At 53.8% G+C, this 26,877-nt stretch carries 21 protein-coding genes; 2 read left to right on the forward strand and 19 right to left on the reverse strand.

The genetic code is table 11. The features are described from left to right. Nucleotides 1-205: 205 nt before the first annotated feature. The 13 genes from hemE to BOW52_RS00160 all read right to left on the reverse strand — a co-directional run bounded on the left by hemE (nt 206) and on the right by BOW52_RS00160 (nt 17,224). Nucleotides 206-1,270, reverse strand: coding sequence for a uroporphyrinogen decarboxylase (gene hemE, locus BOW52_RS00100; protein WP_078482041.1), 1,065 nt, complete (start codon nt 1,268-1,270; stop codon nt 206-208). Between the two features lie 107 nt (nt 1,271-1,377). Continuing rightward, nucleotides 1,378-2,784: an FAD-dependent oxidoreductase gene (locus tag BOW52_RS00105; protein WP_078482042.1), complete on the reverse strand. Its 1,407-nt coding sequence runs from the start codon at nt 2,782-2,784 to the stop codon at nt 1,378-1,380. Between the two features lie 40 nt (nt 2,785-2,824). After that, on the reverse strand, nt 2,825-7,297 hold the full coding sequence (gene gltB / locus BOW52_RS00110; RefSeq protein ID WP_078482043.1) for a glutamate synthase large subunit: 4,473 nt from the start codon (nt 7,295-7,297) through the stop codon (nt 2,825-2,827). Nucleotides 7,298-7,480: 183 nt separating this feature from the next. After that, nucleotides 7,481-8,959: an AAA family ATPase gene (locus tag BOW52_RS00115; RefSeq protein ID WP_078482044.1), complete on the reverse strand. Its 1,479-nt coding sequence runs from the start codon at nt 8,957-8,959 to the stop codon at nt 7,481-7,483. Continuing rightward, nucleotides 8,956-9,210 (reverse strand): WGR domain-containing protein, encoded by a 255-nt coding sequence (locus BOW52_RS00120; protein WP_078482045.1) that lies wholly within the window; start codon nt 9,208-9,210, stop codon nt 8,956-8,958. Before BOW52_RS00120 ends, BOW52_RS00115 begins: the two co-directional genes overlap by 4 nt. A gap of 126 nt (nt 9,211-9,336) precedes the next feature. Beyond that, nucleotides 9,337-10,488: a deoxyguanosinetriphosphate triphosphohydrolase gene (locus BOW52_RS00125; protein ID WP_078482046.1), complete on the reverse strand. Its 1,152-nt coding sequence runs from the start codon at nt 10,486-10,488 to the stop codon at nt 9,337-9,339. Between the two features lie 4 nt (nt 10,489-10,492). Then, nucleotides 10,493-11,593, reverse strand: a complete 1,101-nt coding sequence (aroB, locus tag BOW52_RS00130) for a 3-dehydroquinate synthase (RefSeq protein WP_078482047.1) — start codon at nt 11,591-11,593, stop codon at nt 10,493-10,495. Nucleotides 11,594-11,657: 64 nt separating this feature from the next. After that, complete coding sequence (gene aroK, locus BOW52_RS00135) at nt 11,658-12,227, reverse strand: shikimate kinase AroK (protein ID WP_330359753.1); 570 nt, start codon at nt 12,225-12,227, stop codon at nt 11,658-11,660. Between the two features lie 46 nt (nt 12,228-12,273). Then, nucleotides 12,274-14,460 carry a type IV pilus secretin PilQ gene (pilQ, locus tag BOW52_RS00140; protein ID WP_236725581.1) on the reverse strand — a complete coding sequence of 729 codons (2,187 nt, stop codon included), beginning with the start codon at nt 14,458-14,460 and terminating at the stop codon, nt 12,274-12,276. A 16-nt stretch (nt 14,461-14,476) separates the two neighbouring features. Then, nucleotides 14,477-15,016, reverse strand: a complete 540-nt coding sequence (locus tag BOW52_RS00145; protein WP_078482048.1) for a pilus assembly protein PilP — start codon at nt 15,014-15,016, stop codon at nt 14,477-14,479. Further along, a complete protein-coding gene (locus BOW52_RS00150) occupies nt 15,013-15,594 on the reverse strand; it encodes a type IV pilus inner membrane component PilO (RefSeq protein WP_078482049.1) in 582 nt (193 codons plus the stop codon). Before BOW52_RS00150 ends, BOW52_RS00145 begins: the two co-directional genes overlap by 4 nt. Then, nucleotides 15,591-16,157: a PilN domain-containing protein gene (locus BOW52_RS00155; RefSeq protein ID WP_078482050.1), complete on the reverse strand. Its 567-nt coding sequence runs from the start codon at nt 16,155-16,157 to the stop codon at nt 15,591-15,593. The genes BOW52_RS00150 and BOW52_RS00155 overlap by 4 nt, the downstream gene beginning before the upstream one ends. Continuing rightward, the gene (locus BOW52_RS00160; protein ID WP_201790704.1) at nt 16,157-17,224 is read right to left on the reverse strand and encodes a pilus assembly protein PilM; all 1,068 of its coding nucleotides are present in this window, start codon (nt 17,222-17,224) and stop codon (nt 16,157-16,159) included. The genes BOW52_RS00155 and BOW52_RS00160 overlap by 1 nt, the downstream gene beginning before the upstream one ends. 234 nt (nt 17,225-17,458) lie before the next feature. Here BOW52_RS00160 and BOW52_RS00165 point away from each other — a divergent pair, with 234 nt between their 5' ends. Continuing rightward, the gene (locus BOW52_RS00165; RefSeq protein ID WP_078482051.1) at nt 17,459-19,912 is read left to right on the forward strand and encodes a penicillin-binding protein 1A; all 2,454 of its coding nucleotides are present in this window, start codon (nt 17,459-17,461) and stop codon (nt 19,910-19,912) included. Between the two features lie 15 nt (nt 19,913-19,927). Beyond that, entirely contained in the window at nt 19,928-20,566 is a 639-nt protein-coding gene (locus BOW52_RS00170) for a hypothetical protein (RefSeq protein ID WP_236725582.1), read from the forward strand. Here the strand turns inward: BOW52_RS00170 and BOW52_RS00175 are convergent. From BOW52_RS00175 to trhP, 6 genes are all read right to left on the reverse strand, one after another. After that, a complete protein-coding gene (locus tag BOW52_RS00175) occupies nt 20,563-21,816 on the reverse strand; it encodes a malic enzyme-like NAD(P)-binding protein (protein ID WP_078482053.1) in 1,254 nt (417 codons plus the stop codon). The genes BOW52_RS00170 and BOW52_RS00175 overlap by 4 nt on opposite strands. A 25-nt stretch (nt 21,817-21,841) precedes the next feature. Then, nucleotides 21,842-23,320 carry a M48 family metalloprotease gene (locus BOW52_RS00180; RefSeq protein WP_236725583.1) on the reverse strand — a complete coding sequence of 493 codons (1,479 nt, stop codon included), beginning with the start codon at nt 23,318-23,320 and terminating at the stop codon, nt 21,842-21,844. Between the two features lie 211 nt (nt 23,321-23,531). Next, the gene (rpmE, locus tag BOW52_RS00185) at nt 23,532-23,732 is read right to left on the reverse strand and encodes a 50S ribosomal protein L31 (RefSeq protein WP_078482054.1); all 201 of its coding nucleotides are present in this window, start codon (nt 23,730-23,732) and stop codon (nt 23,532-23,534) included. A gap of 123 nt (nt 23,733-23,855) precedes the next feature. Beyond that, nucleotides 23,856-24,221 (reverse strand): DUF3135 domain-containing protein, encoded by a 366-nt coding sequence (locus BOW52_RS00190; RefSeq protein WP_078482055.1) that lies wholly within the window; start codon nt 24,219-24,221, stop codon nt 23,856-23,858. A 166-nt stretch (nt 24,222-24,387) separates the two neighbouring features. After that, nucleotides 24,388-25,539, reverse strand: a complete 1,152-nt coding sequence (hemW, locus tag BOW52_RS00195) for a radical SAM family heme chaperone HemW (RefSeq protein ID WP_078482056.1) — start codon at nt 25,537-25,539, stop codon at nt 24,388-24,390. Then, a complete protein-coding gene (gene trhP / locus BOW52_RS00200; protein ID WP_078482057.1) occupies nt 25,539-26,852 on the reverse strand; it encodes a prephenate-dependent tRNA uridine(34) hydroxylase TrhP in 1,314 nt (437 codons plus the stop codon). The genes hemW and trhP overlap by 1 nt, the downstream gene beginning before the upstream one ends. Between the last annotated feature and the right edge of the window lie 25 nt (nt 26,853-26,877).

Here is a 26,877-nt window from a genome sequence, read left to right on the forward strand (position 1 = left end):
ATCTTGTCAAATGATCGGCGGATACTTTCTGGATCTTGTAGGCCCGACGAACCGCCATTCCGGATCGTAGATGGCTGAAATGGCAAAAAAACGTTGAAGAACAGGATATATAGAAAGGTTTGTTAACGCAACATCACTACTATGTTACGTAACATCAAAATGCGCCCCTCAACTCTCAGAATGAGGGACGCATTTTGTATCGAATTTAACGGTGGTAGGGGGCGCTGAGTTTATGCACTGCCTCGATAAAGGCACCTGCATGTTCAGGGTTGACGTGCTGGTGGATACCGTGACCAAGGTTGAAGACATGGCCTGAGCCCTTGCCGTAGCTCTCCATAATCGCAGCGACCTCTTTTTGAATGCGTTCTGGAGAGGCGTAGAGAACCGAGGGGTCCATGTTGCCCTGCAGTGCTACCTTGTCGCCAACGCGCTTGCGAGCCTCGCCAATATCGGTGGTCCAGTCGAGGCCAAGTCCGTCGCAACCGGTGGCTGCCATATCCTCCAGCCACTGTCCGCCGCCCTTGGTGAAGAGAATCACCGGCACCTTGCGGCCGTCGGCCTCACGAGTTAGTCCAGCAACTATCTGCTGCATGTAGCGCAGCGAGAACTCCTTGTAGTCACGTGGGGTGAGCGAGCCACCCCAGGTGTCGAAGATCATCAGGGCCTGGGCGCCAGCGGCGACCTGGGCATTCAGGTAGCTGATCACTGATTGGGCAGTGGTATCGAGTAGCTTGTGCATCAGATCGGGACGATCGAACATCATCCCCTTCACCTTGGCGAAGTCCTTGGAGGTGCCGCCCTCGACCATGTAGGTGGCGAGCGTCCAGGGGCTGCCGGAGAAGCCGATCAGCGGAACACGACCATCGAGTTCGCGACGAATAGTGCGCACTGCGTCCATCACATACTTGAGGCTATCTTCCGGGTCGGGAACGGGCAGGGCATCGACATCGGCGGCAGTGCGTACGGGTTTGTCGAAGATCGGACCTTCGCCCTCGGCAAAGCGCAGCTGCAGGCCCATCGCATCGGGGATGGTGAGGATGTCGGAGAAGAGGATTGCGGCATCGAGCGGGTAGCGCTCCAGTGGCTGGATGGTCACCTCACAGGCGAGCTCCGGGTTCATGCAGAGGTTCATGAAGCTGCCCGCCTTGGCGCGGGTCGCCTTGTACTCGGGCAGATAGCGCCCGGCCTGGCGCATCATCCAGACGGGGGTGACATCGACAGGCTCTTTAAGGAGGGCGCGAAGGAAGCGGTCGTTTTTCAGCTCTGACATCTCTGGGTTCCTGATTGGATTGGGCGTATGCCGGTTAGGCAGCCCGCTATTCTACTTATTTAGATAGATAGTAAAACGCCCGGTGTGAACCGGGCGTTTTAGGTGGATCAGATCTCGAGGTAGTCGAGGATGCCTTCAGCGGCCTGTCGGCCCTCGTAGATGGCAGTGACCACCAGATCGGAGCCGCGTACCATGTCGCCACCAGCGAAGACCTTCTTATTACTGGTCTGGAACTTGAACTCGCTCTCCTCGGGTGCAACCACACGACCGCGGTCGTCGAGGTTGATGCCGAAGTCGGCAAACCAGGGGGCTGGGCTGGGGCGGAAGCCGTAGGCGATGATGACATCATCGGCAGGGATTACCTCTTCGGAGCCGGCAACCGGCTCTGGGCGACGACGGCCGCGCTCATCGGGTTCGCCGAGGGCGGTGGTGATGACCTTGATGCCCTCGACCTTACCATTGCCGACGATCTCGACTGGCTGGCGATTAAAGGCGAACTGCACGCCCTCTTCCTTGGCGTTGGCGACCTCTTTCTTCGAGCCGGGCATATTCGCTTCATCACGGCGGTAGGCACAGGTGACGGCTTTAGCGCTTTGGCGAATTGAGGTGCGTGTGCAGTCCATTGCGGTATCACCACCACCCAACACAACCACATTCCGGCCTTCCATGCTGACAAAGCCGTTCTCGTCCTGCGGATAGTCGTAGCAGTTGTTGACGTTGGAGATGAGGAAGTCGAGCGCCACATGTACGCCCTCCATATCCTCGCCAGGGATACCGCCGGTCATCGAGTCGTAGGTGCCCATGCCGAGGAAGACCGCGTCATAGCCATCGACCATTTCCTGGAACTGAATGTCTTTACCGACTTCGGTATTGAGTTTGAACTCGATACCCATGCCTTCAAGGATCTCACGGCGACGCTTGACGATGCCCTTTTCGAGCTTGAATTCCGGAATGCCGAAGGTGAGCAGGCCACCGATCTCAGGGTGACGATCGTAGACTACTGCCTTCACGCCATGACGGGCGAGAATATCGGCACAGCCGAGTCCGGCAGGACCTGCACCGATGATGGCAACGCGTTTACCGCTATCTTCAACGTTAGAGAGATTCGGCTTCCAGCCCTTGGCAAAGGCGGTATCGGAGATATAACGCTCTACAGCGCCGATGGTGACCGCACCAAAGCCGGTGTTGAGTGTGCAGGCACCCTCGCATAGACGATCCTGCGGGCAGACGCGACCACAGATCTCGGGCAGTGAGTTGGTGCGGTGCGAAAGCTCGGCGGCCTCTTCGATATTGCCTTCGGCAACCAGCTTGAGCCAGTTGGGAATGTAGTTGTGTACCGGACAGCGCCACTCACAGTAGGGATTGCCGCAGCCGAGACAACGATCGGCCTGTTCTGCCGCATTCTCGGGACCAAAATGGCCGTAGATCTCGGCGTACTCCTGAACGCGCTCGTCGGCCGACTTCTTCTCGGGGTCGGTGCGCGGAACCTGCACAAATTGAAAGTTGTTACCCATATCTATTCAGTCACTGTATTTGGTTGTAACGACAGGTGGCCTATGCGGCCGCCCGGCGCAGATCCTCAAGCAGCGTCTCAAGATCAGCCGCCTTCGGTTTGACCAGCCAGAACTTGGCCGCCATATCGGTGAAGTTGTCGAGAATGTGCTGGCCCCACTCGCTGCCAGTTGCTTCAACAAACTCTTCAATCAGTCCGCGCAGGTAGTTGCGATGTGCCTCGGTGGTCTCGGTGCAGACGCGCTGGATGTCGATCAGCTCATGGTTGTAGTTGTCGACAAAGCAGTTCTTCTCATCGAGTACATAGGAAAAACCGCCGGTCATGCCGGCACCGAAGTTGAGTCCGGTCTCACCGAGTACGGTGACCACGCCGCCGGTCATATATTCACAGCAGTGATCGCCAACACCCTCAACCACGGTGACCGCACCGGAGTTACGCACGCCGAAGCGCTCGCCTGCGGTGCCTGCAGCAAACAGCTTGCCGCCGGTCGCACCATAGAGACAGGTGTTGCCGATGATGGTGGTCTCGTTGCTCTTGAAGTTGCTGCCAGCAGGGATGCTGATGGAGACCTTGCCGCCTGCCATACCCTTACCGACGTAGTCGTTGGCGTCACCTTCGAGTTCGAGGTTGAGACCACCAGCATTCCAGACGCCGAAGCTCTGTCCGGCGGTGCCGGTTAGCTTGATGGTGATTGGCGCATCATCCATGCCGAGGTTGCCGTGACGCTTGGCAATCTCACCGGAGAGGCGTGCACCGATCGAGCGGTGAATGTTCTGTACCTCGTAGCTGAACTCGCCGCCACTCTTGTTCTCTATCGCCAGCAGGGTGTCGTTGACCATCTGCTCAGCCAGTTCGCCCTTGTCGAATGGCTCGTTCTTCGGTGAGGTGCAGTACTGTGGCTTGTCTGCCGCAACGCCACCATCGGAGAGGATCGGGCTCAAGTCGAGTCGTGCCTGCTTGTCGGTAATTGCACCCGCTATCTCAAGCAGATCGGTGCGACCGATCAGCTCATTAATATTGCGCACACCGAGCTGTGCCATGATCTCGCGAGCCTCGTTGGCGATGAAACGGAAGTAGTTCATCACCATCTCTACCTTGCCGATGAAATGGTCGCGACGCAGCACGTTGTCTTGAGTGGCGATACCGGTAGCACAATTGTTGAGGTGGCAGATACGCAGGTATTTACAGCCCATCGCAACCATCGGGCCGGTACCGAAGCCGAAGCTCTCAGCGCCGAGGATGGCGGCCTTGATCACATCGAGGCCGGTCTTGAGACCACCATCGGTCTGTACGCGCACTTTGTCGCGGAGATCGTTGGCACGCAGGATCTGGTGGGTCTCGGTCAGACCAAGCTCCCAGGGTGAACCTGCATATTTAACAGAAGTCATCGGTGAGGCACCGGTACCACCGTCGTAACCGGAGATGGTGATCAGGTCGGCATAGGCCTTGGCTACGCCTGCGGCGATGGTGCCAACGCCAGCTTCGGCAACCAGTTTCACTGAAACCAGTGCGTCAGGATTGACCTGCTTCAGATCGTAGATCAGCTGTGCCAGATCCTCGATCGAGTAGATATCGTGGTGTGGCGGTGGTGAGATCAGACCAACGCCCGGCTTGCAGTAACGCAAGGTGGCGATCAGGTCGTTGACCTTATGACCTGGAAGCTGTCCACCCTCGCCGGGCTTGGCGCCCTGTGCCACCTTGATCTGCAGCACTTCGGCGCTGCTCAGGTAGTGCGGGGTTACACCAAAGCGTCCGGAAGCAATCTGTTTGATCTTGGAGCGCTTCTCGGTGCCGTAGCGGACCGGATCTTCACCGCCTTCGCCAGAGTTCGAGCGCGCACCAAGGCGGTTCATCGCCTCAGCGAGGGTTTCATGTGCCTCAGGTGAGAGTGCGCCGAGCGACATTGCGGCCGAATCGAAGCGCTTGTAGATCGAATCTACGGATTCAACCTCATCGATAGAGATGGCGTTGGTACCGCTGCGCAGTTTGAGCAGGTCGCGCAGGGAGATCGGCTTGGCGCGATCATTGACGCAGTTGGCGTAGGCTTCCCAGTCGCTATTATCACCGCTCTGTACGGCCTTTTGCATCAGCTGCACAACATCGGGGTTGTAGGCGTGCTCTTCACCGCCATGGATGTACTTGAGCAGGCCGCCCTGAACGCTCTGCTTGCGTGGGTTCCAGGCAAGTTTGGAGAGTTTACGCAGATCGACTTCCAGATCGGCGAAGTTACTGCCCTGAATTCGGTTGGTAGTGCCCTTGAAGCAGAGATCGACAACCTCGTTGTGGAGGCCGACCGATTCGAACAGCTGTGCACCACGGTAGCTAGAGATGGTGGAGATGCCCATCTTCGAGGTGATCTTGTAGAGCCCCTTGTTGATGCCGGCACGGTAGTTCTGCATCAGCTTGGCACCGTTGGTATCGGTGATCTCGCCAGTGCGCTGCATGTCGAGCAGGCACTCGTAGGCGAGGTAGGGGTAGATGGCAGTGGCGCCGAAGCCGATCAGGGTGGCGAAGTGGTGTGGGTCACGGGCGGTGCCACTCTCGACCACGATGTTGGCATCGCAGCGTAGCCCCTCTGCGATCAAGCGGTGGTGTACCGCACCGGTCGCGAGTAGGGCGTGGATTGGTAGTTTGCCAGCGGTCACGTCACGGTCTGAGAGGACTAGGATCACCTTGCCAGCCTTGATCGCTGCAACTGCAGCATCACAGAGTGACTCGATGGCATCCTGAAGATTGCCGTCGACAGAGTAGTTGAGATCAAGACGTTCATTGGCGTAGTTGTCGCCATCGAGAGCTAGCAGCTGACGGAACTTGCTGTGAGAGAGGACCGGGGAGTTCACCAACAGACGTGCGGCGTGCTCGGGGGTCTCTTCAAACATGTTCTGTTCACGACCGAACAGCGTCTCCAGTGACATCACCACCTTTTCACGGATCGAGTCGATCGGTGGGTTGGTGACCTGGGCAAACTGCTGGCGGAAGTAGTCGTAGGGCGAGCGGAGTTGCGTGGAGAGGACCGGCAGTGGGGTGTCGTCACCCATTGAGCCGGTCGCCTCCATGCCTGCCTCGGCAAGCACGCGCAGGATTTGATCGCGCTCTTCAAAGCTCACCTGGAAGAGCTTCTCATAGACAGCGAACTGATCCTGGGTGATCGACTGTGCACCATCCTCCTCTTCGGTGAGGCTCGACTCAAGGCGCTTGGTGAACTGCTGTAGCCACGCTTTATAAGGCTGTGCACCCTTGAGACGGCTGTCGATATCTTCAGGGCGCAGTAACTCGCCGGTTTCGGTATCGGCAGCAATCATCTGTCCCGGCTTGAGGCGGCCTTTTTCAACCACATCCTCGGGGTTGTAGTCGTATACACCGATCTCTGAGGCGAGGGTGATGTGACGATCCTTGGTGATCACGTAGCGCGCAGGGCGCAGGCCATTGCGATCGAGTGAGCAGGCCGCGTAACGACCATCGGTCAGTACCACACCTGCTGGACCGTCCCACGGCTCCATGTGCATCGAGTTGTACTCATAGAAAGCACGCAGATCGGCATCCATCGTCTCAATGTTCTGCCAGGCCGGTGGAATTAGCAGGCGCATGGCGCGGAACACTTCCATGCCACCCGCGAGCAGCGCTTCGAGCATGTTGTCGAGGCTATTAGAGTCGGAACCACTCATTGAAACCAGTGGACGGACGTCCTCCATCGGCAGTAGTGGTGTTTCAAACTTGTGACCACGTGCGACCGACCAGTTGCGGTTGCCCTGTACGGTGTTGATCTCACCGTTGTGCGCCAGATAGCGGAACGGCTGAGCCAGGCGCCACTGTGGCCAGGTGTTGGTTGAGAAACGCTGGTGAAAGACGCAGGTGGCCGATTCCAGGCGCTCATCGTTGAGATCCTGGTAGAAGATCGGTAGGTTGGCCGGCATCACCAGACCTTTATAAGAGATCACGCGGGAGGAGAGCGTAGGGAGGTAGAAGACCTCATCGTTCTCCTGAATCGTCTTTTCGCTACGGCGGCGGGCGATGTAGAGGTGACGTTCGAACTGCGTCTCATCCATCGAATCGGGCGCGTTGATGAAGATCTGCTCAATCACTGGCAGGCTCTTCAGTGCCTCTTCACCACAGGCGGAGCTGTCGGTGGGAACCATACGCCAACCGGCGACACTCAGTCCCTCGGCAGTCAGCTCAGTTTCGAGTTGCTGGCGCGCCTTGGTGGCGAGTGAGGCGTCGGTGCTGAGAAAGACCATGCCAGCGGCGTAGAGAGTGCTGAGGTTGATGTCGCTCTCGGCAGCCACGGCACGCAGGAAGCTGTCGGGTTTTTTCATCAACAGGCCGCAACCATCACCGCTCTTACCGTCAGCGGCAACAGCGCCACGGTGGGTGAGGCGGGCCAGCGCGCCGATGGCGGTCGTGACCAGTTTGTGGCTCGGTTTACCGTCCATATGGGCGATAAGGCCGAAGCCGCAGTTGTCTTTTTCGAAGCTGGGGCAGTAGAGCCCGGTCGATTTCTCGTCTAATTTATTCACGGTATATCGCCGCTATCTTAATGATTCTTAAGGTTCTGCCGGATGTTGTTGCGTACCACGCACACAGTAAAAAACTGGTCTGGCTAGCGCCGCACCCGGGACAAAAGGCAGAACAGTATACTCATGAGGGGCTTGTGGTTCAATTTTGGTGGCTAGAGCTGGCGCACCGATATGGCGCATGGGCTAGGGGTGTTTTCTGATCTCGGCATGTACTGAGGCGAGACTGCGTGGCCAGGGTGTATAGCGGTTGAGTGAAACGGGAAGGCGGGTTTTGGCTGCCTGTGCCGCTTCATAAGAGGGGTAGAGTCCATACAAAAGAGCAAACCACGGTTTGCCATTCTTGATGGTGGCGAAGTAGGCGGCCTGCTGCTCAATACGATGTTCTTGAATGTAGTCGATCACCGACTGCTCATTTTCAACCCCGAGTAGCTGTAGGGCGTAGGCTGTTGGACGCTGTGCCAAGAGCCACTCCTCAGTGTGGTAAGTGAGTGTGGCAGTGGTTGGTGTGGTAGCTGGCGGTGGTTTGTTCGTTACTGCAATGGGCGCAGGCGCCGTGTCGGTGATGGACGGTGCTGAGGGGAGGGGCTTGGCCGTGCTGGACTTGATGCTAGTAGGCGCTGGTGGCTCTACAGGCTCAGGTTCAGGCGCAGTGCGTAGAATCGGTTGAGGTGCTGGTGTGATGCTCGTGCTTTCGACTGGACGGGAGATTGACTGGCTTTGGGATGTGGTCGGGTCATTAGTTTGTGCACTACTCTGCTCGACATTGAAGAGCTGATTGATCTGTTTTTGAAAGATCAGAATGGTACCGACGGCAATAACAAGCGCACCGATAAGAAGATAACGGCCTATTGGACCGCTCTTCTTGTGGCGTGGAGTGTCGATTGTTTCCGTTGCTGGTGTCGAGGTGGGCGCCATCATCTCGATCATCTGTTGCGCCAGAGTGTTTAGCTTGCCAGGCAACCCCTCAGATTGCTGATGAAGCTGTTCGATCTGTGCGGCGCTGAAGGGTAGGTCGCCACTGCGCCCAGCGGCGCGCAGGTGGGCCTGCAGATAGTCACGTAGCTGTGCCGAGTCCATTGCTGGAAGTTCCACAACCTGTGGGCCTTCAGGTAATAGAGCTGCTACTACAGGTGTTGCGAGTGTCGTTTCGAGCGATGGTTCACCGCAAAGTATGAGAGTTGCCGTTTTGTCATCGCTTTCATGATGGCTGTCGGTGATCTGTAGTAGTGCAATGACCGAATCGACTGGCAATAGGTGTGCTTCATCAACCACGATGACTGGGCGCTCACCGTCACGAGAGATGTCGGTCAGTCGCTCATTGAGCTGCTCGAATGTGTTGTTCTCTTTCAGTCCAAAACAGCGATTCAGTTCACTGACGATCCCATCGGCGCTCGTCGAGAGTGTCGCTTCAATACGACACGTCTGCCAATTATCCTCAGCGCGTTTGATAAACTGTTTGAGCAGTGTGGATTTGCCGCTGCCATGTAAGCCTTTTAAGAACAGCTGACGCTGGCTGAATTGCGTGAGGTGCAATAGCAGGTCGAGTCGTTGTGTGGTTATGGCATGGCTGTGAAACTTCGGCTGGTTGAGATCGGTAAAAGGGGCATGGTTAAGGCCGAAATAGGCGAGGTAGGTAGATTGGTCACCTGAGTCTGGATTCATTTCGGTGCTACCTGTCCCTGGAGAAAGACGACGCTGAAACCACGTTTGATCTGTGCATCACGTGATTTTAATAGCGCCTCCTCAGCCTGTTCAATGGTGTCGTAGTGTTCTCGCTTAACGCGCCCAGATGAGCCCTGGTTACCCCATTCGCGGATCACGTTCCATCCCTCGATAAGATCCTGCTGCAAGATTAGGTGATAGAAGCGTGGTGGCGTGCTCTCGGCTGCCGGGGTCTGCATGTAGATACGCATGGCTCAGTTTTACTCAGCTTTGTGTATCGATATGTATGTTGGTAGCTGTTCTCATCGAGCTGATCGACCGTCTGTAAATAACCTGCCCATGATATGTGAAATATAGCTTGATCGCGACAGATTGAATCAGGTGAGATGCGAGGGATTGAAGATGCGTTCATATTCAACAATGGCGTAACGATCGGTCATGCCGGCGATATAGTCAGCCACGGCACGAGCGCGCCCGGCATCGCCCTCAGTCTGTAGTAGCTCGGCAGCATTTTGTTGCTGTTCATCGGGCAGCAGGCGTGTATCACTGAAGAAGGCTTCGAAGAGAGAGCTAATGATGGTGTGTGCCTTAGCGCTCATACGGTGTACACGGAAGTGGCGGTAGAGACCCTGGCGTAAAAAACGCTTAAGATCACGGTTCTTTTCCACCATCTCATCGCTGAATCTGATTGTGGCCTGCTTTTGGGAGCGCACATCATCGAGAGAGGCAGGGTTGCTCTGTTCGAGACTATCTTTGCCGGTTTGGATGAGGTCGAGAACCTGGCGATTAATTAAACGCCTGACAATCTCGTGGATGGTGCGCCGTTCAGAGAGCCCCGGATGCTGCTGCTTGACCTCATCGTATTGCTCACGAAACAGCTCAATTTCGCATAGTGACTCCATCGTGATCAGGCCGGAGCGGAGTCCATCATCGACATCATGACTGTTGTAGGCGATCTCATCGGCAAGGTTGGTCAGTTGAGCTTCGAGACTTGGTTGCTGTTTATTGATAAAGCGGACGGCAACATCGCCAAGTGTGCGTGCATTTTCAAGTGAGCAGTGTTTGAGAATGCCCTCTCTTGTTTCGAAACAGAGGTTGAGACCGCGGAAATCGGCATAACGATCCTCGAGTTGGTCAACAACACGAAGTGATTGCAGATTGTGCTCAAAGCCCCCGAAGTTCTGCATGCATTCGTTGAGCGCATCCTGGCCTGCATGACCAAAGGGCGTGTGGCCTAGATCGTGTGCCAGCGCAATAGCCTCGGCCAAATCCTCGTTGAGCTGCATGACGCGGGCGATCGAGCGTGAGATCTGAGCTACTTCGATTGAGTGGGTCAACCGAGTTCGATAGTGATCGCCCTCGTGGTTAACAAAAACCTGAGTCTTATACTCGAGACGACGGAATGCGGTGGAGTGAATAATGCGGTCGCGATCACGCTGGAACTCACCCCGGCACTGTGGGGCCTCCTCATAGTGGCGTCTACCGAGTGTGTTGCTATCGTTGGTAGCGTAGGCGGCGAGTTTTTGCATCGAGTTAGGGTGTATCTCTATCGGTACGATGCTGGTAGTTGGCAACAGTGTTCTCAATGGTGTCAATGCCAAAATCAGAGGTAATAACCGCCTCTCCAATCGATCGAAGTAGCACTAGCCGGATGGCTCCATCTAAGACCTTTTTGTCGACCGACATCAATTCTATAAAACGTTTGCCATCCAATGTGTGTGGAGAGTGGACAGGTAATCGTGCAGCTATAAGCAGTGCCTCGACGCGTTCAACATCGGCATTAGTCAGCCAACCGAGTTGGGATGAGAGGTGTGCCGCCATGAGCATACCGATACCGACTGCCTCGCCATGTAACCAGGCACCGTAACCCATGCCGGTTTCAATGGCGTGTCCAAACGTGTGTCCCAGGTTGAGAATGGCCCTTACCCCACCCTCACGCTCATCTGCGGCCACGACTTCGGCTTTGATCTGACAGGAGCGTTCTATTGCGTAGCTGAGCGCGTCTGGGTCACGCCGCAATAATGCGGGCATGTTCTCTTCGAGCCAAACGTAGAATTCGGTGTCTCTGATGAGCCCGTACTTAATGACCTCGGCAATGCCTGCGCTCAGCTGGCGGTCGTCGAGAGTATTCAATGTGTTGATATCGGCGAGTACACAGGCGGGTTGGTGAAATGCACCAATCATGTTTTTCCCGAGAGGGTGGTTGACGCCTGTTTTGCCTCCTACCGATGAGTCGACCTGAGCAAGGAGCGTAGTCGGTATCTGTATAAAGGCCACGCCGCGTTGATAACAAGCCGCAGCAAAACCTGTCATGTCACCAACAACACCGCCGCCGAGCGCGATAAGTGTCACGCCGCGATCAAAGTGTTTCTCAAGGAGACGATCAAAAATGGTGTTTAGAATGTCAAGATTCTTGTGTTCTTCACCGTCAGGGAGAATCACTGATTCGACGGTGAAATTGGTGAGAGCACTTTTGACTTTATCGAGATAGATTGGAGCAACAGTTACGTTGCTGACAATCAGTACCTGCTTGCCACGGATATGCGGAATGTAATGGTTGGGATCAGAGAGTAGGTCGCTACCAATATGTATCGGGTAGCTACGATCACCAAGGTCTACAGTTAAGGTCTTCATGTGGGTCGTTTAGTTAAATGGATGTCTAAGAGTAGTTGATATTGTCTGACCACTCAAAAAAAGCTTAACGCTGAAAGGCTTCAGGTAGCTCAGAAATGATCGCTTTGACGACATTTTTCACATGTTTACCATCAGTTTCGATGATGAGGTCGGCTACTTCTCGATAGAGTGGATCGCGAGTGGCCATTAGCTCTTCAAGTTTTTTACGAGGATCTTCAGTCTGTAGTAGGGGGCGGTTTTTGTCTCTCGATGTTCTTCTTAGCTGTTGGTTGACTGAGGTCTTTAGGTATATCACAAAGCCGGTGTTACGAAGGTTCTCGCGGTTTTCAGGGGAGAGCACCGCGCCACCACCAGTCGCCATCAGTATTGGGCATTTATCCGTGAGATCTGCGATAACGGCGGACTCACGTTTCCTGAAGCCAGCTTCGCCTTCAAGTTCAAATATGAGCGGAATATCGGCTCCCGTACGTTTGATAATCTCGTTATCACTATCAAGGAACTCAACATTGAGGCTTTTAGAGAGCTGTTTACCAATGGTGGATTTTCCAGCTCCCATTGGGCCAACCAGATATGTGTTGAATGTTATGCCCATGCCAGAAAATTCCATACCATGAAAAGCACGTGGCCGCTTCATCAGCGTTGTGCATATGGATCGGTCCCGTTTGTTTTAAAGGGTGTTCTTAAAAGTCAGATGATCGTTGCTTGAGTATTTTTGGCGTTACAAAAATCAGAAGTTCACGTTTGTCGTCTGTATTTTCGTTGCTCTTAAAAAGCACGCCAACAACTGGGAGATCACCAAAAAATGGAACCTTGCTTTCGGTTTTGGTTTTATCGTGCTCGTAGACACCGCCGAGTACTACTGTTTCTCCGTTGCCAACAAGAACGTTTGTGATTATCTCTCGGGTGTCGAGTGGAGGTACGCCAAGTACACTGCGAGCGAAGTCAGGACTGTCCTTGCTAACTTTTAGATCCATCATAATTCGGTCGTCTGGTGTGATGTGAGGTGTTACGTCAAGTTGTAGTACTGCTTCTTTGAAGGTAACGGAGGTGGCTCCACTGGAGGTGGCTTCCTGATAGGGGATTTCCACACCTTGTTTGATGCTGGCCTGTGTCTGGTCAGAAGTGACAACCCTTGGGTTAGAGACGACTTCGCCTTTACCCTCCGCCTGCATTGCTTGTAACTCAAGGTCTATAAGATAGTTTGACCCAAGTAGTGCAAAGGCTATGGTCCCAACTGCACCACCAATTGGTGTGTTACTAATAGATCGATTGTCCAATGTCGGTACAGACACGGGAAGTGAGACGCCATTGCCTGGGATTTGCTGGCCTGAGCCTACCATGGAGTCAGCGCCCGCTCCTGAGCCGGTAACAGCTAGTGTGTTATTGCCGCCGATGTCATCGCTTACGACGCCTGAGTAACCAAGTTTGGTGCCGAGGGCTTTTGAGAAGTCATTGCTTGCCACAACAATTCTTGATTCGATCATTACCTGTCTTACAGGAATGTCGAGCTTGGCAATAACGCCGCGTATTTCGGCTAGCTTATCTGACGTTTCTTGCACAAGAAGGATGTTGGTTCTGTCGTCAACGCTAACACTTCCTCTTCCAGAGAGAAGGTTCTTTGATTCTGACTTGAGTAAGCTGGAAATATCAGATGCCTTGGCGTAATTGATTTGAATGAATTCAGTACGCAATGGAGCAAGCTCAGTTATCTGTTGTGCAGCTTCGAGCTCTAGTTTTTCACGTGCGGCAATTTCAGCAGCTGGCGCGACCATAACGACATTGTTTGTCTGGCGCATGTCTAGGCCTTTGCTCTTAAGTATAATGTCTAATGCTTGGTCCCATGGGACATTCTGAAGGCGTAGCGTCAGGTTTCCACGTACGGAATCGCTAACGACGATGTTCAACCCAGTAAAGTCGGCTATTAGTTGCAAGATTGCACGTACTTCAATGTTTTGGAAGTTTAGTGAAAGCCGTTCGCCCTTGAACTCCTTTTCACGTTTTGTTGCGATCTCCTCTTCACTTAGAGGGCGGAATTCAACCGTATATGTGTTATCAGTTTGGTAGCCGGAATGTTCATAGTCACCTACGGTGGTGACGGAAAGGCGGGCGTTGTCGCGAAGATTGATTGTTTCTATGAACTTCACGGGGGTGGCAAAGTCCACCACATCAAGACGTTGTTGTAATTGTTCGGGTACGTTGTTTTCAATGAAGTCAACGACCACCTTTCCACCTTCAAGATGCATGTCGATGGGCGTGGATGGATTCGAAAGTTTAATTACTATTTTCCCTTCGCCGTTATCACCCCTCCGAAAATCAACGCTCTCTATTTCGTCGCGTTCATTATTAATGGCTGGATGGGCGGGAAGCTTGTCTGGTGTTGTGTGGGTAGTTTGTGTTGTTTGGTTTGATGCGCTGCTGGTGATAGTTAAGACTACTTTGTTGTCAGTTACATTTGTTTCGTACGGGGTAAGTTCGGTAAGGTTTAGCACGACACGTGTGCGCCCCTGTGCTTCTGCGATTCTGATGCTCTGCACTGTGCCGATTGCCACATCAAGGCTGTTTTTGTTGGTTGCATTCGATACGCCTGAAAAATCAAGTGCAATTCTAGCGGGGTGGTTTGTTGTGAAGCTACGAGGTGTAGTTGCTGCTTCTGAGAGCGTTAGGGTTAGCTGTATTCTGTCACCTGACAGCGCAGAATAATCTATACCAGTAAGCGTGTTCTGCGCAGATGCAGTAACGCTAGAGCTGATAAGCAACAAAAAGGCAACAATGGCTGAGGTTATATGCCCGAGTGAGGTTCTTAAATTCTTTTTTGTCATTTGGTTCACAGTCATGGATGGGTTGTTAGTAGCTTGATTGGCTGTCATCTCTATTCCCCGAAAACTATTCGCTTAGCGCCAGTGATGCTGGGCGTTCAACCCATGCGCCGAGTCCGTCAGGCGCAATTTCTGTTAGCTCGATAGAATCATCGTTAACACCGATAATTTTGCCGTGATTACGCCCTAAGTAGTTGCCTTTGTGTACGCGATGTATTGTGCCATCACTGGCCTTGATTAATGCCCATAGCTGACTTTGCTGTTGTAGTGTTCCAACCATTCTGAGTGTGTCGAGTGAGAATGCTTCCAAGGTCTCCCTTGGTCTGTTTGGATCGGGGCTAATTCCATTGTTAATGTTGGTTGAGATTTCGGGTTCCTTTTCCACTTCTGGTTGAAATGGACTTCTCATCTCAAACGCGTTGTACGAAAATGTTTCATAGGGTTTTGGCTGTGGGAGCGGTTCGATTGCGCCGCCAGGTCTTGCCTTAATATTTTCTGCGTAGTTGCGCAACTCAGGCATGTTGTTGTTGGTACAGCCCGAGAGTAAAAAGAAAGAAAGCAGCGCCATCATCCACAATGGTTTTATGTATGGGTATCTGGTGATCATCGCGTTTCCTCAAGATACCGGTAGGTCTTGGCTCGAGCTGTCATGACAAGCATGTCTTTTGACTTGTGAGGCGAAATTCCAATGTCGTGAAGAGTGACAATTCTAGGGAGTGCGGCAATCCCGCTGGCGAATTCACCAAAATCATGGTACTGACCAACGACTTTGATGCTAATTGGGTGCTCAACGTAGAACTCTCTATTAACCTCTTTCGTTGGTTTAAAAAGCTCGAACTCAAGGCCGCTAGCCAAACCTGTCTGAGAAATATCGATTAATAGATCTGCTATCTCTGCCTTGTTTGGTAGTTGACGAAGAAGCGCTCCGAATGTCAGTTGCATCTCTGCAAGTTGTTCCTTGTAAGCGTTTAAATTGGCAGCCTTTCTTTGCTTGAACTCAAATGCCTTCTTTAGGTCGATCTCCTTTTTTTGCACTTTTTCAAACTCAATAATTTGGTGTTGTGTGTCGAACCAATAGCCAGCAAACAGCAGTGCACCGCAAATGAGCATTATAACAATAGCTTTAATAGCAAAAGGCCATGCGCCAAAGTCATTGTCTAGATTTCGAATTTCTTCAAGCGTCATTGTTTGTTACCTGCTTGATTCTTTTTCTCTATTTGAGTGGCGCTTAATTTAAAGTTGTTTATGCGTCCAGGACCTGATTCTTGGCCAGTGATGATCGATAGTTTGGGAGATCCAATCCAGTCTGATGTGTCGATGTTTCTCATGTATGCTGATACACGAGCATTGGATTCTGCTGTTCCATTCATCGCCAAGCCTTTTCCCTTTTGCGATACGTTATTCAAATAGACGCCGTCTGGAAGTGTGCGAACTAGTTCGTCGAATAGGTGAACGACCTGTGGTCGACTATTTTGTAGTTGTTGGATGATCTCCATTTTTTGGATAAGGCGACTCTTAGTTTCTTCAAGCACCTTAATCTCAGCGATTTTTTTATCGAGCAGCTTTATTTCGGACGAAAGATAGTTGTTTCGTTCCTGTTGGCCCTCAATTAGGCTTTGAGCATAGGTGTGCATATAAAAGAAGGCGGCGCCCGTGATAAGAGCTGCGATAACGCCGGAAGCTATAAATCGCTGCTGTCGCTCTTTGCGTAGTTCTTCACGCCAGGGGAGTAGATTGATATGTGCCATCAGTCAAAGCTCCTCATAGCAAGGCCGCAGGCGATCATAAGTGCGGGGGCGTCGTTACCGAGAACCTGTGGTTTGACCTTGGAGGCCAGGGACATATTTGCAAACGGGTTTGCGATACTGGTTGGAGTGCCGATGCGTTCAGCGATCAACTCATCAATGCCAGGGATGGAGGCACTACCACCAGCGAGTACGATATTATCTACGCTGTTGTATTGGCTGGAGGAGAAGAAGAACTGTAAAGAGCGGCTGACCTGTTGGGTCATCGCTTCCTTGAACGGCTCTAGGGCCTCCATTGCGTAGTTGTCAGGAAGGCCACCCTGTCTTTTGGCCATGCCCGCCTCTTCATAGGAGAGACCGTAGCGGCGCATAATCTCTTCGGTTAGCTGCTTTCCACCAAAGACCTGCTCGCGGGTATAAATAGTCCTACGATTGTGCAGCACACTCAGTGTTGTCATGGTGGCGCCTACGTCGATAACGGCGACGGTACCCTGCCCTTCGTCGGGGAGTTGATCGGCGATCAGGCCGAAGGCGTTTTCCATGGCATAGGCTTCAACATCAATAATCTTGGCGTTAAGGCTGCCGGTTTCGATGGCTTCTACTCGGACATCGATATTCTCGCTGCGTGATGCAGCTAGGAGCACATCGACCATCTCTTCATCTTTCTCGGTACGACCCAGCACCTCAAAGTCGAGGTTGACCTCTTCGAGCGGGAATGGGATGTACTGATCGGCTTCCATTTCGATTTGACCGACCAGTTCGTCATCGCTGAGGTTCCCTGGCATGGTGATTACTTTGGTAATCACTGCGGAACCTGATACAGCGGCGGCGATGTTCTTCTGGCGCGTGCCTGAGCGTTTTACGGCCTTCTTGATTGCATCACCTACAGCGGACACATCGGTGATGTTTTTCTCAACAACGGAGTTGGCAGGAAGGGGTTCGACCGCATAGCTTTCAACGCGATAGCGTTTTCCGCTTTTGCTGAGCTCAAGGAGCTTTACAGCCGTGGAACTAATGTCCAGGCCGAGCAGTGGGGTCTTCTTTTTGCTAAAGGGCAGCGCGAGACTCACGTTTTTTCCTTATATTATGTGTGTTTGCATTATTCCCTTCTGGCAATTAAATACCATAGTTGAATATAAATCAACAACTAAGTTCGAATAGTGAATGCAGTTGTTTAAGTTTATTATGCAACTGCAAAGGGTGTGTAACTTAGCTAACGTAACACCGTATAATGCAAATTTGCTGGTAAGTCTAGTTTCTACGTGTACTCTCATAAATCACTACCTGTGGCCGATAAAAGATAGATGAAAACGTTATTAAAGCTATTGCGCGGTCTATTGCTCTTCATTATTGGTGCCTCAGTGATAGGAATGGCGGCTATTTTTGCGGGCTACTCCTACCTCTCTCCTAAGCTACCTTCTACCGATAGTCTCAAGGATGTGCAGTTGCAGGTCCCGATGCGCGTCTACTCTAAATCTGGCGCCTTGATTGCTGAATTTGGCGAGAAGCGACGGACGCCAGTCACTTTTGCAGAGCTCCCTGAGCAGATGGTCAATGCATTTCTCTCGGCTGAAGATGATCGTTTCTTCGAGCATCCTGGCGTTGACTACCAGGGACTGCTTCGCGCTGGTATCTACCTGATACGTACCGGTGAGAAGGGACAGGGCGGCAGTACCATCACCATGCAGGTGGCGCGTAACTTTTTCCTCAGTAGAGAGAAGACCTATCTTCGTAAAATCAATGAGATATTGTTGGCGCTAAAGATTGAGCGTGAGTTGAGTAAGACGGACATCCTGGAGCTCTATCTCAATAAGATCTATCTCGGAAATCGTGCCTATGGTGTGGAGGCAGCTGCACAGGTCTACTACGGCAAGCACATCGGTGAGCTATCGCTGGCACAGATCGCAATGATCGCCGGCCTACCTAAGGCACCCTCTCGTTACAATCCGATTGTTAATCCCAAACGCGCTCTGCAGCGAAGAGGTTATGTATTGGGAAGAATGCGCTCGCTTGGTTTCATTACTGAAGAGGCATTTAAGGAGGCCGTTGTTGAACCTGTTTCGTCATCGCTGCATGTCGTAAAACCTGAGATTGAAGCGCCTTACGTTGCAGAGATGGTTCGTGCTGAGATGTTCAGCCAGCATGGCAAAGGTATTTACACTAGCGGATTGAATGTTTTTACTACCCTCGACGATCGTCGTCAGCGTGCTGCCAACGTAGCATTTCGCAATGCGCTCATAGCCTACGATCAGCGCCACGGTTTCCGCGGTGCCGAACGTCATGTCATGCTCAGAGGGGATGAGTCGGAGAGTGATTGGCAGCGTATGTTGTCCCAGACTCCAACTGTTGGTGGGCTTGCACCAGTGCTCGTAACAGGTGTGCAGGAACAGCAGGTTACGCTCTACTCAGTCGTTGAGGGTGAGGTTGTGATTGACTGGAAGGGGCTTTCGTGGGCGCGCCCTTATATCGATGATAATCGTGTTGGCGCAGAACCAAAGCTTGCCGAGGATATTCTGAAGGTGGGTGATGTTGTCCGGATCGCTAAGGCCGAAGATGGCAGCTGGCAGATGCGACAGATACCCGATGTCTCAGGCGCGTTGGTGGCGTTATCGCCTGAGAATGGCTCACTGCAGGCGCTGGTTGGTGGCTTTGACTTCTATCAGAGCAAGTTTAATCGCGCTGTACAGGCGAAGCGCCAACCTGGCTCCAACTTCAAACCCTTTATCTACAGCGCAGCCCTTGGAAAGGGTTACACCGCGGCGAGTCTGATCAATGACGCCCCCGTTGTCTTTGAGGATGCGGCGCTGGAGAGCGCCTGGCGACCCGAAAATTATAGTGGCAAATTCTTCGGTCCAACCCGGCTCAGATTTGCGCTGACAAAATCTCGTAATCTGGTCTCCATACGCCTGCTGCGCGCAATTGGTGTCAACTACGCGATTGACTATGTGAGCAAGTTTGGTTTTGACGGTGATCGTCTGCCGCGTAATCTGTCGCTATCACTCGGTAGTGGCACTGTAACGCCTCTCGAGTTAGTGACGGCCTACGCGATCTTTGCCAATGGTGGATATCGCGTTGAGCCCTACTTCATCTCACGCATTGAAAAGTCGAATGGCGAAGTTGTCTTTAGTGCTAAGCCTGCGACGGTCTGCCGCTGGTGCGAAGGGCAGAGTGATGGTGGGGAGATGAAAGCGATTGAGGTGAGTGAAGTTGCTCCTCAGCCAGATGCTGTGCCTGTGGAAGAGCCACTGGTGAAGCCTGAGAATATTGCAGAGAGTGTTGTCTCCCCGCAGATTGTCTACCTAATGAATACCATTATGCGTGACGTCGTTCAGCGCGGAACAGGACGACGTGCACTCACCTTGGGACGTAAGGATCTTGCTGGAAAGACGGGTACGACAAATGACCAGCGTGACGCCTGGTTTAGTGGTTTTAATCACGCCGTCGTGGCTACCGCCTGGGTCGGTTTTGATCAAGTGCGCCCACTTGGAAATCGTGAGACCGGTGGGCGTGCCGCACTGCCGATGTGGATCGATTTTATGCGGGAGGCGCTAGATGGAGTGCCAGAGCAGCCTCTGGAGCAGCCCTCAGGTCTGGTCACGGTACGTATCGATCCAAAGACCGGTATGTTGGCAACCAGTGGTCAGCCTGGCGCAATGTTTGAGACCTTCCGTAGCGAATATGTGCCCAAGGCTGAAACGATTGGCGTTTCGGTGCAAAGTGGCAGCGAGACGACAACCGAAGAGGAGCCCCTGTTCTGATTCGTGTAACAGAGGGTGTTTCGCATCACTTCCCACCACTCCAATAAAGAGCTACGCATGCGCGCACAGATTGCGCAGGATGCGGCGCGCATTATGGCGGAAGAGGGGGTCAACGACTTTCATGCTGCAAAGCGCAAAGCCGCAGCGCGACTGGGAGCATCGGATACTCGTAATATGCCGCGAAATGTCGAAATTGAAGCCGCGCTACGTGACTATCAGCGCATCTTTCAAGGTGACAGTCATGCCGCATCCCTCGAACGGCTTAGAGAGAGTGCACAGCAAGCGATGCGCTACTTCGAGCAGTTCCAGCCACGCCTGTTCGGCTCGGTGTTGAAGGGTACAGCCGGTGGCCACTCTGATATCAATCTACAGCTATTTGCTGACACCCCCGAAGAGGTATTGCTCTTTCTGATGGAGCAGGAGGTTCCGTTTGAGTCGGGTGAGCGCATGCTGCGTTTCTCAGAAGAGCAGGAACAGCTCTTTCCTAGCTATCGAATCCTGGCCAATGAGGTCTCAATTGAGCTGGTAGTTCTACCGCTCAAGGCGATACGGCAACCACCTTTAAGTCCCGTTGATGGTCGCCCGATGGAGCGTGCCTCACTGAACCGGCTGACTGCTCTGATGGTACAGGAGGAGGCCGAGCTACCAGGCTAGACTGGGCAGGCCGGGTAGTTGTCGGGATAGGCCGACTGTGCCGCGCCACTCTCAACAGCCGCCTTGGCAACCGCAGGCGGAATCCATGCCATCAATCGTGGGTCGAGCGGCGTTGGGATAATGTAGTCAGGACCAAAAGTCATCTGTTCAACCTCGTATGCCTTCAATACCTCGTCGGGGATTGGCTCGTGTGCCAGAGCGCGTAATGCATGCACAGCGGCAATCTCCATTTCACGATTGATAGTCTGGGCGTGCACATCGAGTGCACCGCGGAAGATGAAGGGGAAGCCGAGGACATTATTAACCTGGTTGGGGTAGTCACTGCGCCCGGTGGCAATGATCAGATCATCGCGCACCGTTCGTGCCAGCTCGGGTGAGATTTCCGGATCAGGGTTGGAGAGTGCAAACAGCACCGGTCTTGGTGCCATTGCCAGCAGCATCTCTTCGCTGACCAGATTCGGCCCGGAGACGCCGATCAGTACATCGGCATCGGTCATCGCATCGAGCAGGGTTCTTTTCTCGGTATCGATGGCAAAGGGCTGTTTGTATTTATTCAGGTCATTGCGATCAGTGTGGATGACGCCATTGCGATCAACCATCAGCAGGTTCTCGCGCTGTGCGCCGAGCGATAGTAGTAGCTTCATAGAAGCGATCGCTGCAGCGCCAGCACCGAGGCAGGTGATGCGTGCGCTCTCCAGTGTCTTACCCTGCAGTTCTAGTGCATTGAGCAGACCTGCGGCGATGATGATTGCTGTGCCGTGTTGATCATCGTGGAAGACGGGAATGTTGAGTCGCTCGCGCAGCTGTTGTTCGATCTCAAAACAGCGGGGAGCAGCAATATCCTCAAGGTTAATACCGCCGAAGGTTGGTGAAATGCGCACGACTGTTTCGACAAACTCATCGCACTTCTCGGCATCGACCTCAATATCAAAAACATCGATATCGGCAAAGCGCTTGAACAACACTGCTTTACCCTCCATCACCGGTTTGCTGGCGAGAGCACCAGTGTTACCCAGACCAAGTACCGCAGTGCCGTCGGTAATCACGGCAACCAGATTACCCTTGGCGGTGTATTTGTAGGCGGCAGCTGGGTCGGTGGCGATGGCGCGTACAGGCTCGGCAACGCCGGGTGTGTAGGCGAGTGCCAGATCGTGCTGACTCAGGCAGGGCTTGGTCAGCTGAATGGCGATCTTACCCGCCGTGGGAGTGGCGTGGTATTCGAGCGCCGCCTCTTTATAGTCGTGTGGCATGGATGAATTCCAGTGTATTTATAGCTTAGCGGACCAGCTTGATCAGTGTGCCGGGTTTGGGTTCGCCGTCGGGGTAGAGGGCGTTGAGTAGTCTCAGCTGCTCCTCGGCGTGCTCGGGGATTGGACTCTTAGCTGCCAGTGAAGAGAAGCGATCCTTGCTGTTGGCTGTACGAATGTGAAGTTGCTGCGGTTGAGCGAGCTGGTGTTCACGGTTACTCAGGGTGTGGAACGAGCGGGCCGTGTTGAGAAATTGCTGATCATAACGATAGGGTTTTTTGCTGCCCTTGGCCGCTCCCTTGAAGATATAGGCGTTGCGATCATGGTAGAGCACGGTGATGCGTCCCTTGCGTTTGCCGTAGGGGGTGCTCAGTTGAGTAATGGCGGTGTAACCGCGCAATCCTTTATGGTCGATCTGCTCGCCGTGTTGCAGCTTCTTTAGGCCTAGTCGTTTTGTTATGAAGGCGCGTGGTTCGATGCGACGATTGATGTCCTGCATCTTGAGTGAGAACCAGCCATCATTGGCTGCCGATTTGGCCACCAGCTCATCGCTGCGATTCTCGACCTTCCAACCCTTCGGCAGGTCCAGACCGATATCGAGGTCAGTGTGGTAGAAGCGGTTATTACGCACCACCCCCTGATCGGCGCTGGGGCCAAAGACCAGCCCCTCGAGATGCTGCTTGAAGGTATTGCTGCCATTTACGTATCCCTTGGTCTGATACTTTTTGGCGGCCTGCACTACCTTCTTGAAACGGTGATCATTCTCGGGATGGGTGGAGAAGAGGCCGTGGTAGGCGCGTGGCTCGCGTTTCTCCTCTTTCGCGCGCAGTTTCTCAAACAGCTCCTGGTTTTTTAAGACGCTGACCACCCGAATCATCGCATTAGGGTCGTAGCCGCTTCGGGCCAGGTACTCAGCGCCGAGTCGATCCGACTCCAGCTCATGTTCACGTCCGTAACCTCGGACGACAGCGGTGCCGATCACATTGGCCAGGCTTTGGGCGCCGGACACGCCGACGCGTGAGGCGACAACAGAACCGAGTAGGCCGGTGGCGGTAGCAGTACTATGACGCCGAACAGAGTGGCGGGCGGTGACGTGCCCAATCTCGTGACCAAGGACGGCGGCCAGCTCGGCCTCGGAGTTGAGGTAGGCGAGCAGGCCGCGAGTGATGTAGATGTAACCACCCGGCAGGGCGAAGGCGTTGACGTCAGTGCTGTCGACGAGCGTGAAGCGGAATACCAGATTACTGCGATGGCTCGATTTGGCTAGCTTGTCGCCAATGCGCTGAATATAGCGCTGTAGCTCAGGGGCATCGTAGGGTTTGTACTGTTTCAGCACCGACTGGTGATACTGGCGCCCGAGTGCGATCTCCTGATCTTCACTCATCAATACAAAATCCTGCGCACCCGTCACCGGATTGGTTGAGCAGGCGCCCAGCAGAATGAGAGGCAGCAGCAGTGCGGCTAACAGGTAACGCTTGATGATGAGGTGTGAGGGTGTCTGTCTCATGTTTCTATGGACTGGTTGATGGCCTGCTCTCAAGAGGTGTCATGGGTGAAAGTGTAGGAACAGAAGCTGTGTAACCGCAAGCGTGGCGGCTGCCCATTTTCATGGAGGTGGGTGGTGCTAATCAACCACTGAGAGTGGGAGGGATTTATCGCGAGAGTTTTGAGCAACAAAAAAGGGCGCCGAGGCGCCCTTTTTCACGATGATTTTGTGCTTATCGACCGTACTTGTTACGGAACTTGTCGATACGACCGCCGGTGTCGAGGATCTTCTGCTTGCCAGTGTAGAAGGGGTGGCATTGTGAGCAGACTTCGATTTGCAGATCCTTACCAACAGTTGAGCGCGTGGTGAAGCTGCTACCACAACTGCAGGTTACGTTTACATCGTTGTAAGCGGGATGGATGTCCGATTTCATTTCTGTAGCCTCTGTCTGTTTCTATCCGCTTCCAACGCTTTGGAGGCGGCCCATCGGCCTGATGCCGATCGCAAGGCGGAGGATTGTACGTCAACAGAACCCGGACGACAAGGGCAGGGCCGATTAATGCTTTTTAGGCTCGCGAGGGTGGTAGCGAATGACCTTCGCCTTCGGTAGTTGTCGGTATTGGCCATCGGGTGGAGGGTTGCTAAGACTCGACATAGTTGCCAGCAGACCGCCTTCACCCAGCACGGTATTCATCATCATATCGTTGATCTTAACGCAGGCGCCTAGAGGTGATGAGGAGAGCCGTCGAATCTGATCAATACGCCACTGTAGGCGGCGCAGTCTGGTCTGGCTGCGACTGGCGCAACGGGAGATCTGTCCCTCGAGCAGTTCGCTTCGTCGCGCCTCAAAGGCGGCGGGATCGGCATTTGCCAGGTCTGACCACTCGTCGAAGTCTATGCGTGCTGACGCTGCTAAACCCATAGTAACTCTCCCGCACTAACGGACCGTCAAAGGGGTAAAAAATCCCCCTCCTTTGAAAATAACACATCACCGTGATGTTGCCAGTTATGCATGTAACCAATTGATTAAGCTGTGTTAATGGTCGCGTTTTGTGGGGTTTGTAGGGTGGGCAGTCCAGGTTTGGAAATTAGCTAACAAAGAGGCCGAGAAGCTCGTTGAGATGGAGTCTACCTGTCGCCGTAGGTTTGATCTGGTATTCATCCACTTCGATCAGGCCGCGATCTTGCGCGATCTGTAGTGGGGATGCGATAGAAGAGAGTTCAAGCCCAGTGCGCTGTTTAAATAGATCGAGTTCAAATCCCTGGTTGAGTCGGAGTGCATTCATCATGAATTCCAGTGCACGGTCTTCTAAGCTCAGGCGCGACTCACCGCTGATTACGCTGGAGCTGGTTGCCTGTTGTAGGTAGCTGCGAGGATGGCGTTGGCGCCAGCGCCGCAAAACAGTGTTAGCAGCGGTCAGCTTGGCGTGTGCGCCAGCACCAATACCAAGGTAGTCACCAAACTGCCAGTAGTTGAGGTTGTGGATACACTGCTGTGCTTCGCGGCTGTAAGCGGAGATTTCGTACTGCTGGTAACCGTGGGTATCGAGGAGTTCGATTCCAGACCGCTGTACGCGCCAGAGTGCATCGTCATCGGGCAGGGAGGGTGGAGGGGCGTGGTGGAAGGCGGTATTGGGCTCCAGGGTTAGCTGATACCAGGAGATGTGACCGGGATCGAGATCGATCGCCGTCTGTAGATCTCGCAGTGTCTGCGCCTGTGATGCACCAGGCAGACCAAACATCAGGTCGAGGTTAATACGCTCGAAACCTGCCCGCTGGGCGGACTCTACAGCGCGAACCGCCTCGTCCCTGTCGTGGATGCGACCGATACTCTTTAGTGCGTGGTCATCAAAGCTCTGTACCCCGATCGAGAGACGGTTAACACCGGCGCTGCGGTAGCCGCCGAAATGGTGCTGCTCAAGGGTTCCGGGATTGGCCTCCAGGGTAATCTCGATTTTATCGGCAAAGCGCAGTCGGTTCTCGAGCGCCTCGATGAGTCGGTCGATCTGCTCGGGAGCAAACAGCGAAGGGGTACCGCCGCCAAAGAAGATCGAGACGATCTCGCGTCCTGCCACCAGAGGTAGGTCGTGCTCAAGATCGGCCAGCAGCGCATCGATATATTCGTGCTGTGGGATCTTCTCCCCAGGCTCGTGCGAGTTGAAGTCGCAGTAGGGGCATTTACGCACGCACCACGGAAAGTGGACGTAGAGTGAGAGTGGCGGTAGCGCCAGCATGCTCATCAGAGATAGCGGGCGAGCATCCCCATCTCGCTGCCATCGGCAGGAAGCGGAATGCGCACCCGATAGTCGGAGCCGGGCGCCTCATCCATTGCGTTGCCCTTCATATCCTGCATCGACTCGAGCTTGAAACGGATGTTGCCGCTGGGGCGAATCAGCTCCAGCTCATCACCGACACCGAACTTGTTCTTAGCCAACACCTCAGTTAGGCCGCTCGCCTCGTCATGGCCAGTTATCTCGGCAACATACTGTTGGGTGGCGCTTTCGGAGCGGTTCTGGTGATAATTCTGTGTCTCAACGTGGGCGTGGCGATTGTAGAAACCGCTGGTGTAACCGCGACTGGCCAGGGCATCTAGATTTTCGACCAGATTGGGGTTGAAGGGACGACCCTCAACCGCATCGTCAATCGCCTGGCGGTAGATCTGCGCGGCACGCGCGGTGTAGTAGACCGACTTGGTGCGCCCCTCGATCTTCAGTGAGTCGACGCCGATCTCGACCAGTCGGTCGACATACTCCACTGCACGAAGATCCTTGGAATTCATGATATAGGTGCCGTGCTCATCCTCCATCACCGGCATCAACTCGCCCGGACGCTCCTTCTCCTCGATCAGATAGAGATCATCGGCCTGTGGATGACGCTCCTCTAGAGATTCGGGGGTATAGATCTGCACCGCATCGCCACTCTGATCCTCCTCGGCGGGTTTCACCTTGTAGTCCCAGCGGCAGGCGTTGGTGCAGCTCCCCTGGTTGGCATCGCGATGGTTGAAGTATCCGGAGAGCAGGCAACGGCCGGAGTAGGCGATGCAGAGCGCGCCGTGTACAAAGACCTCAAGCTCCATATCGGGGCAGCGCTGACGAATATCCTCAATCTCATCCAGCGAGAGCTCGCGCGAGAGGATAATTCGACTGACGCCGACCGACTTCCAGAAATTGACCGCCGCGTAGTTGACGGTGTTGGCCTGCACCGAGAGGTGGATCGGTATCTCTGGCCAACGCTCACGCACCAGCATGATCAGGCCGGGGTCGGCCATGATCAGCGCATCGGGTTTGAGCGCTGCCAGCGGCTCCATATCGGCCATGAAGGTGTCGACCTTGTTGTTGTGCGGCAGCAGATTACAGGCAACAAAGAGCTGCTTGCCGAGCATCCGCGCCTCATCCATGCCGATGGCCAGATTATCAAGGTCGAAGCTGTTGTTGCGCACCCGCAGGCTGTAGCGCGGCATTCCGGCGTAGACTGCATCGGCACCGAAGGCGTAGGCGTAGCGCAGGTGTTTGAGTGTGCCAGCGGGGGCGAGAAGTTCGGGGCGTCTATTCATGGCGAGAGGTCGTGTTTAACAGCGG

The sequence above is a fragment of the Solemya pervernicosa gill symbiont genome (assembly GCF_002020875.1).
GTDB lineage: Bacteria > Pseudomonadota > Gammaproteobacteria.

Coding starts and splice junctions, on each gene's coding strand:
- hemE (WP_078482041.1), bottom strand. CDS start 1,270: ATGTCAGAGCTGAAAAACGACCGCTTCCTTCGCGCCCTCCTTAAAGAG.
- BOW52_RS00105 (WP_078482042.1), bottom strand. CDS start 2,784: ATGGGTAACAACTTTCAATTTGTGCAGGTTCCGCGCACCGACCCCGAG.
- BOW52_RS00115 (WP_078482044.1), bottom strand. CDS start 8,959: ATGAATCCAGACTCAGGTGACCAATCTACCTACCTCGCCTATTTCGGC.
- BOW52_RS00120 (WP_078482045.1), bottom strand. CDS start 9,210: ATGCGTATCTACATGCAGACCCCGGCAGCCGAGAGCACGCCACCACGC.
- BOW52_RS00125 (WP_078482046.1), bottom strand. CDS start 10,488: ATGCAAAAACTCGCCGCCTACGCTACCAACGATAGCAACACACTCGGT.
- aroB (WP_078482047.1), bottom strand. CDS start 11,593: ATGAAGACCTTAACTGTAGACCTTGGTGATCGTAGCTACCCGATACAT.
- aroK (WP_330359753.1), bottom strand. CDS start 12,227: ATGAAGCGGCCACGTGCTTTTCATGGTATGGAATTTTCTGGCATGGGC.
- pilQ (WP_236725581.1), bottom strand. CDS start 14,460: ATGACAGCCAATCAAGCTACTAACAACCCATCCATGACTGTGAACCAA.
- BOW52_RS00145 (WP_078482048.1), bottom strand. CDS start 15,016: ATGATCACCAGATACCCATACATAAAACCATTGTGGATGATGGCGCTG.
- BOW52_RS00150 (WP_078482049.1), bottom strand. CDS start 15,594: ATGACGCTTGAAGAAATTCGAAATCTAGACAATGACTTTGGCGCATGG.
- BOW52_RS00155 (WP_078482050.1), bottom strand. CDS start 16,157: ATGGCACATATCAATCTACTCCCCTGGCGTGAAGAACTACGCAAAGAG.
- BOW52_RS00165 (WP_078482051.1), top strand. CDS start 17,459: ATGAAAACGTTATTAAAGCTATTGCGCGGTCTATTGCTCTTCATTATT.
- BOW52_RS00175 (WP_078482053.1), bottom strand. CDS start 21,816: ATGCCACACGACTATAAAGAGGCGGCGCTCGAATACCACGCCACTCCC.
- BOW52_RS00180 (WP_236725583.1), bottom strand. CDS start 23,320: ATGAGACAGACACCCTCACACCTCATCATCAAGCGTTACCTGTTAGCC.
- rpmE (WP_078482054.1), bottom strand. CDS start 23,732: ATGAAATCGGACATCCATCCCGCTTACAACGATGTAAACGTAACCTGC.
- BOW52_RS00190 (WP_078482055.1), bottom strand. CDS start 24,221: ATGGGTTTAGCAGCGTCAGCACGCATAGACTTCGACGAGTGGTCAGAC.
- hemW (WP_078482056.1), bottom strand. CDS start 25,539: ATGAGCATGCTGGCGCTACCGCCACTCTCACTCTACGTCCACTTTCCG.
- trhP (WP_078482057.1), bottom strand. CDS start 26,852: ATGAATAGACGCCCCGAACTTCTCGCCCCCGCTGGCACACTCAAACAC.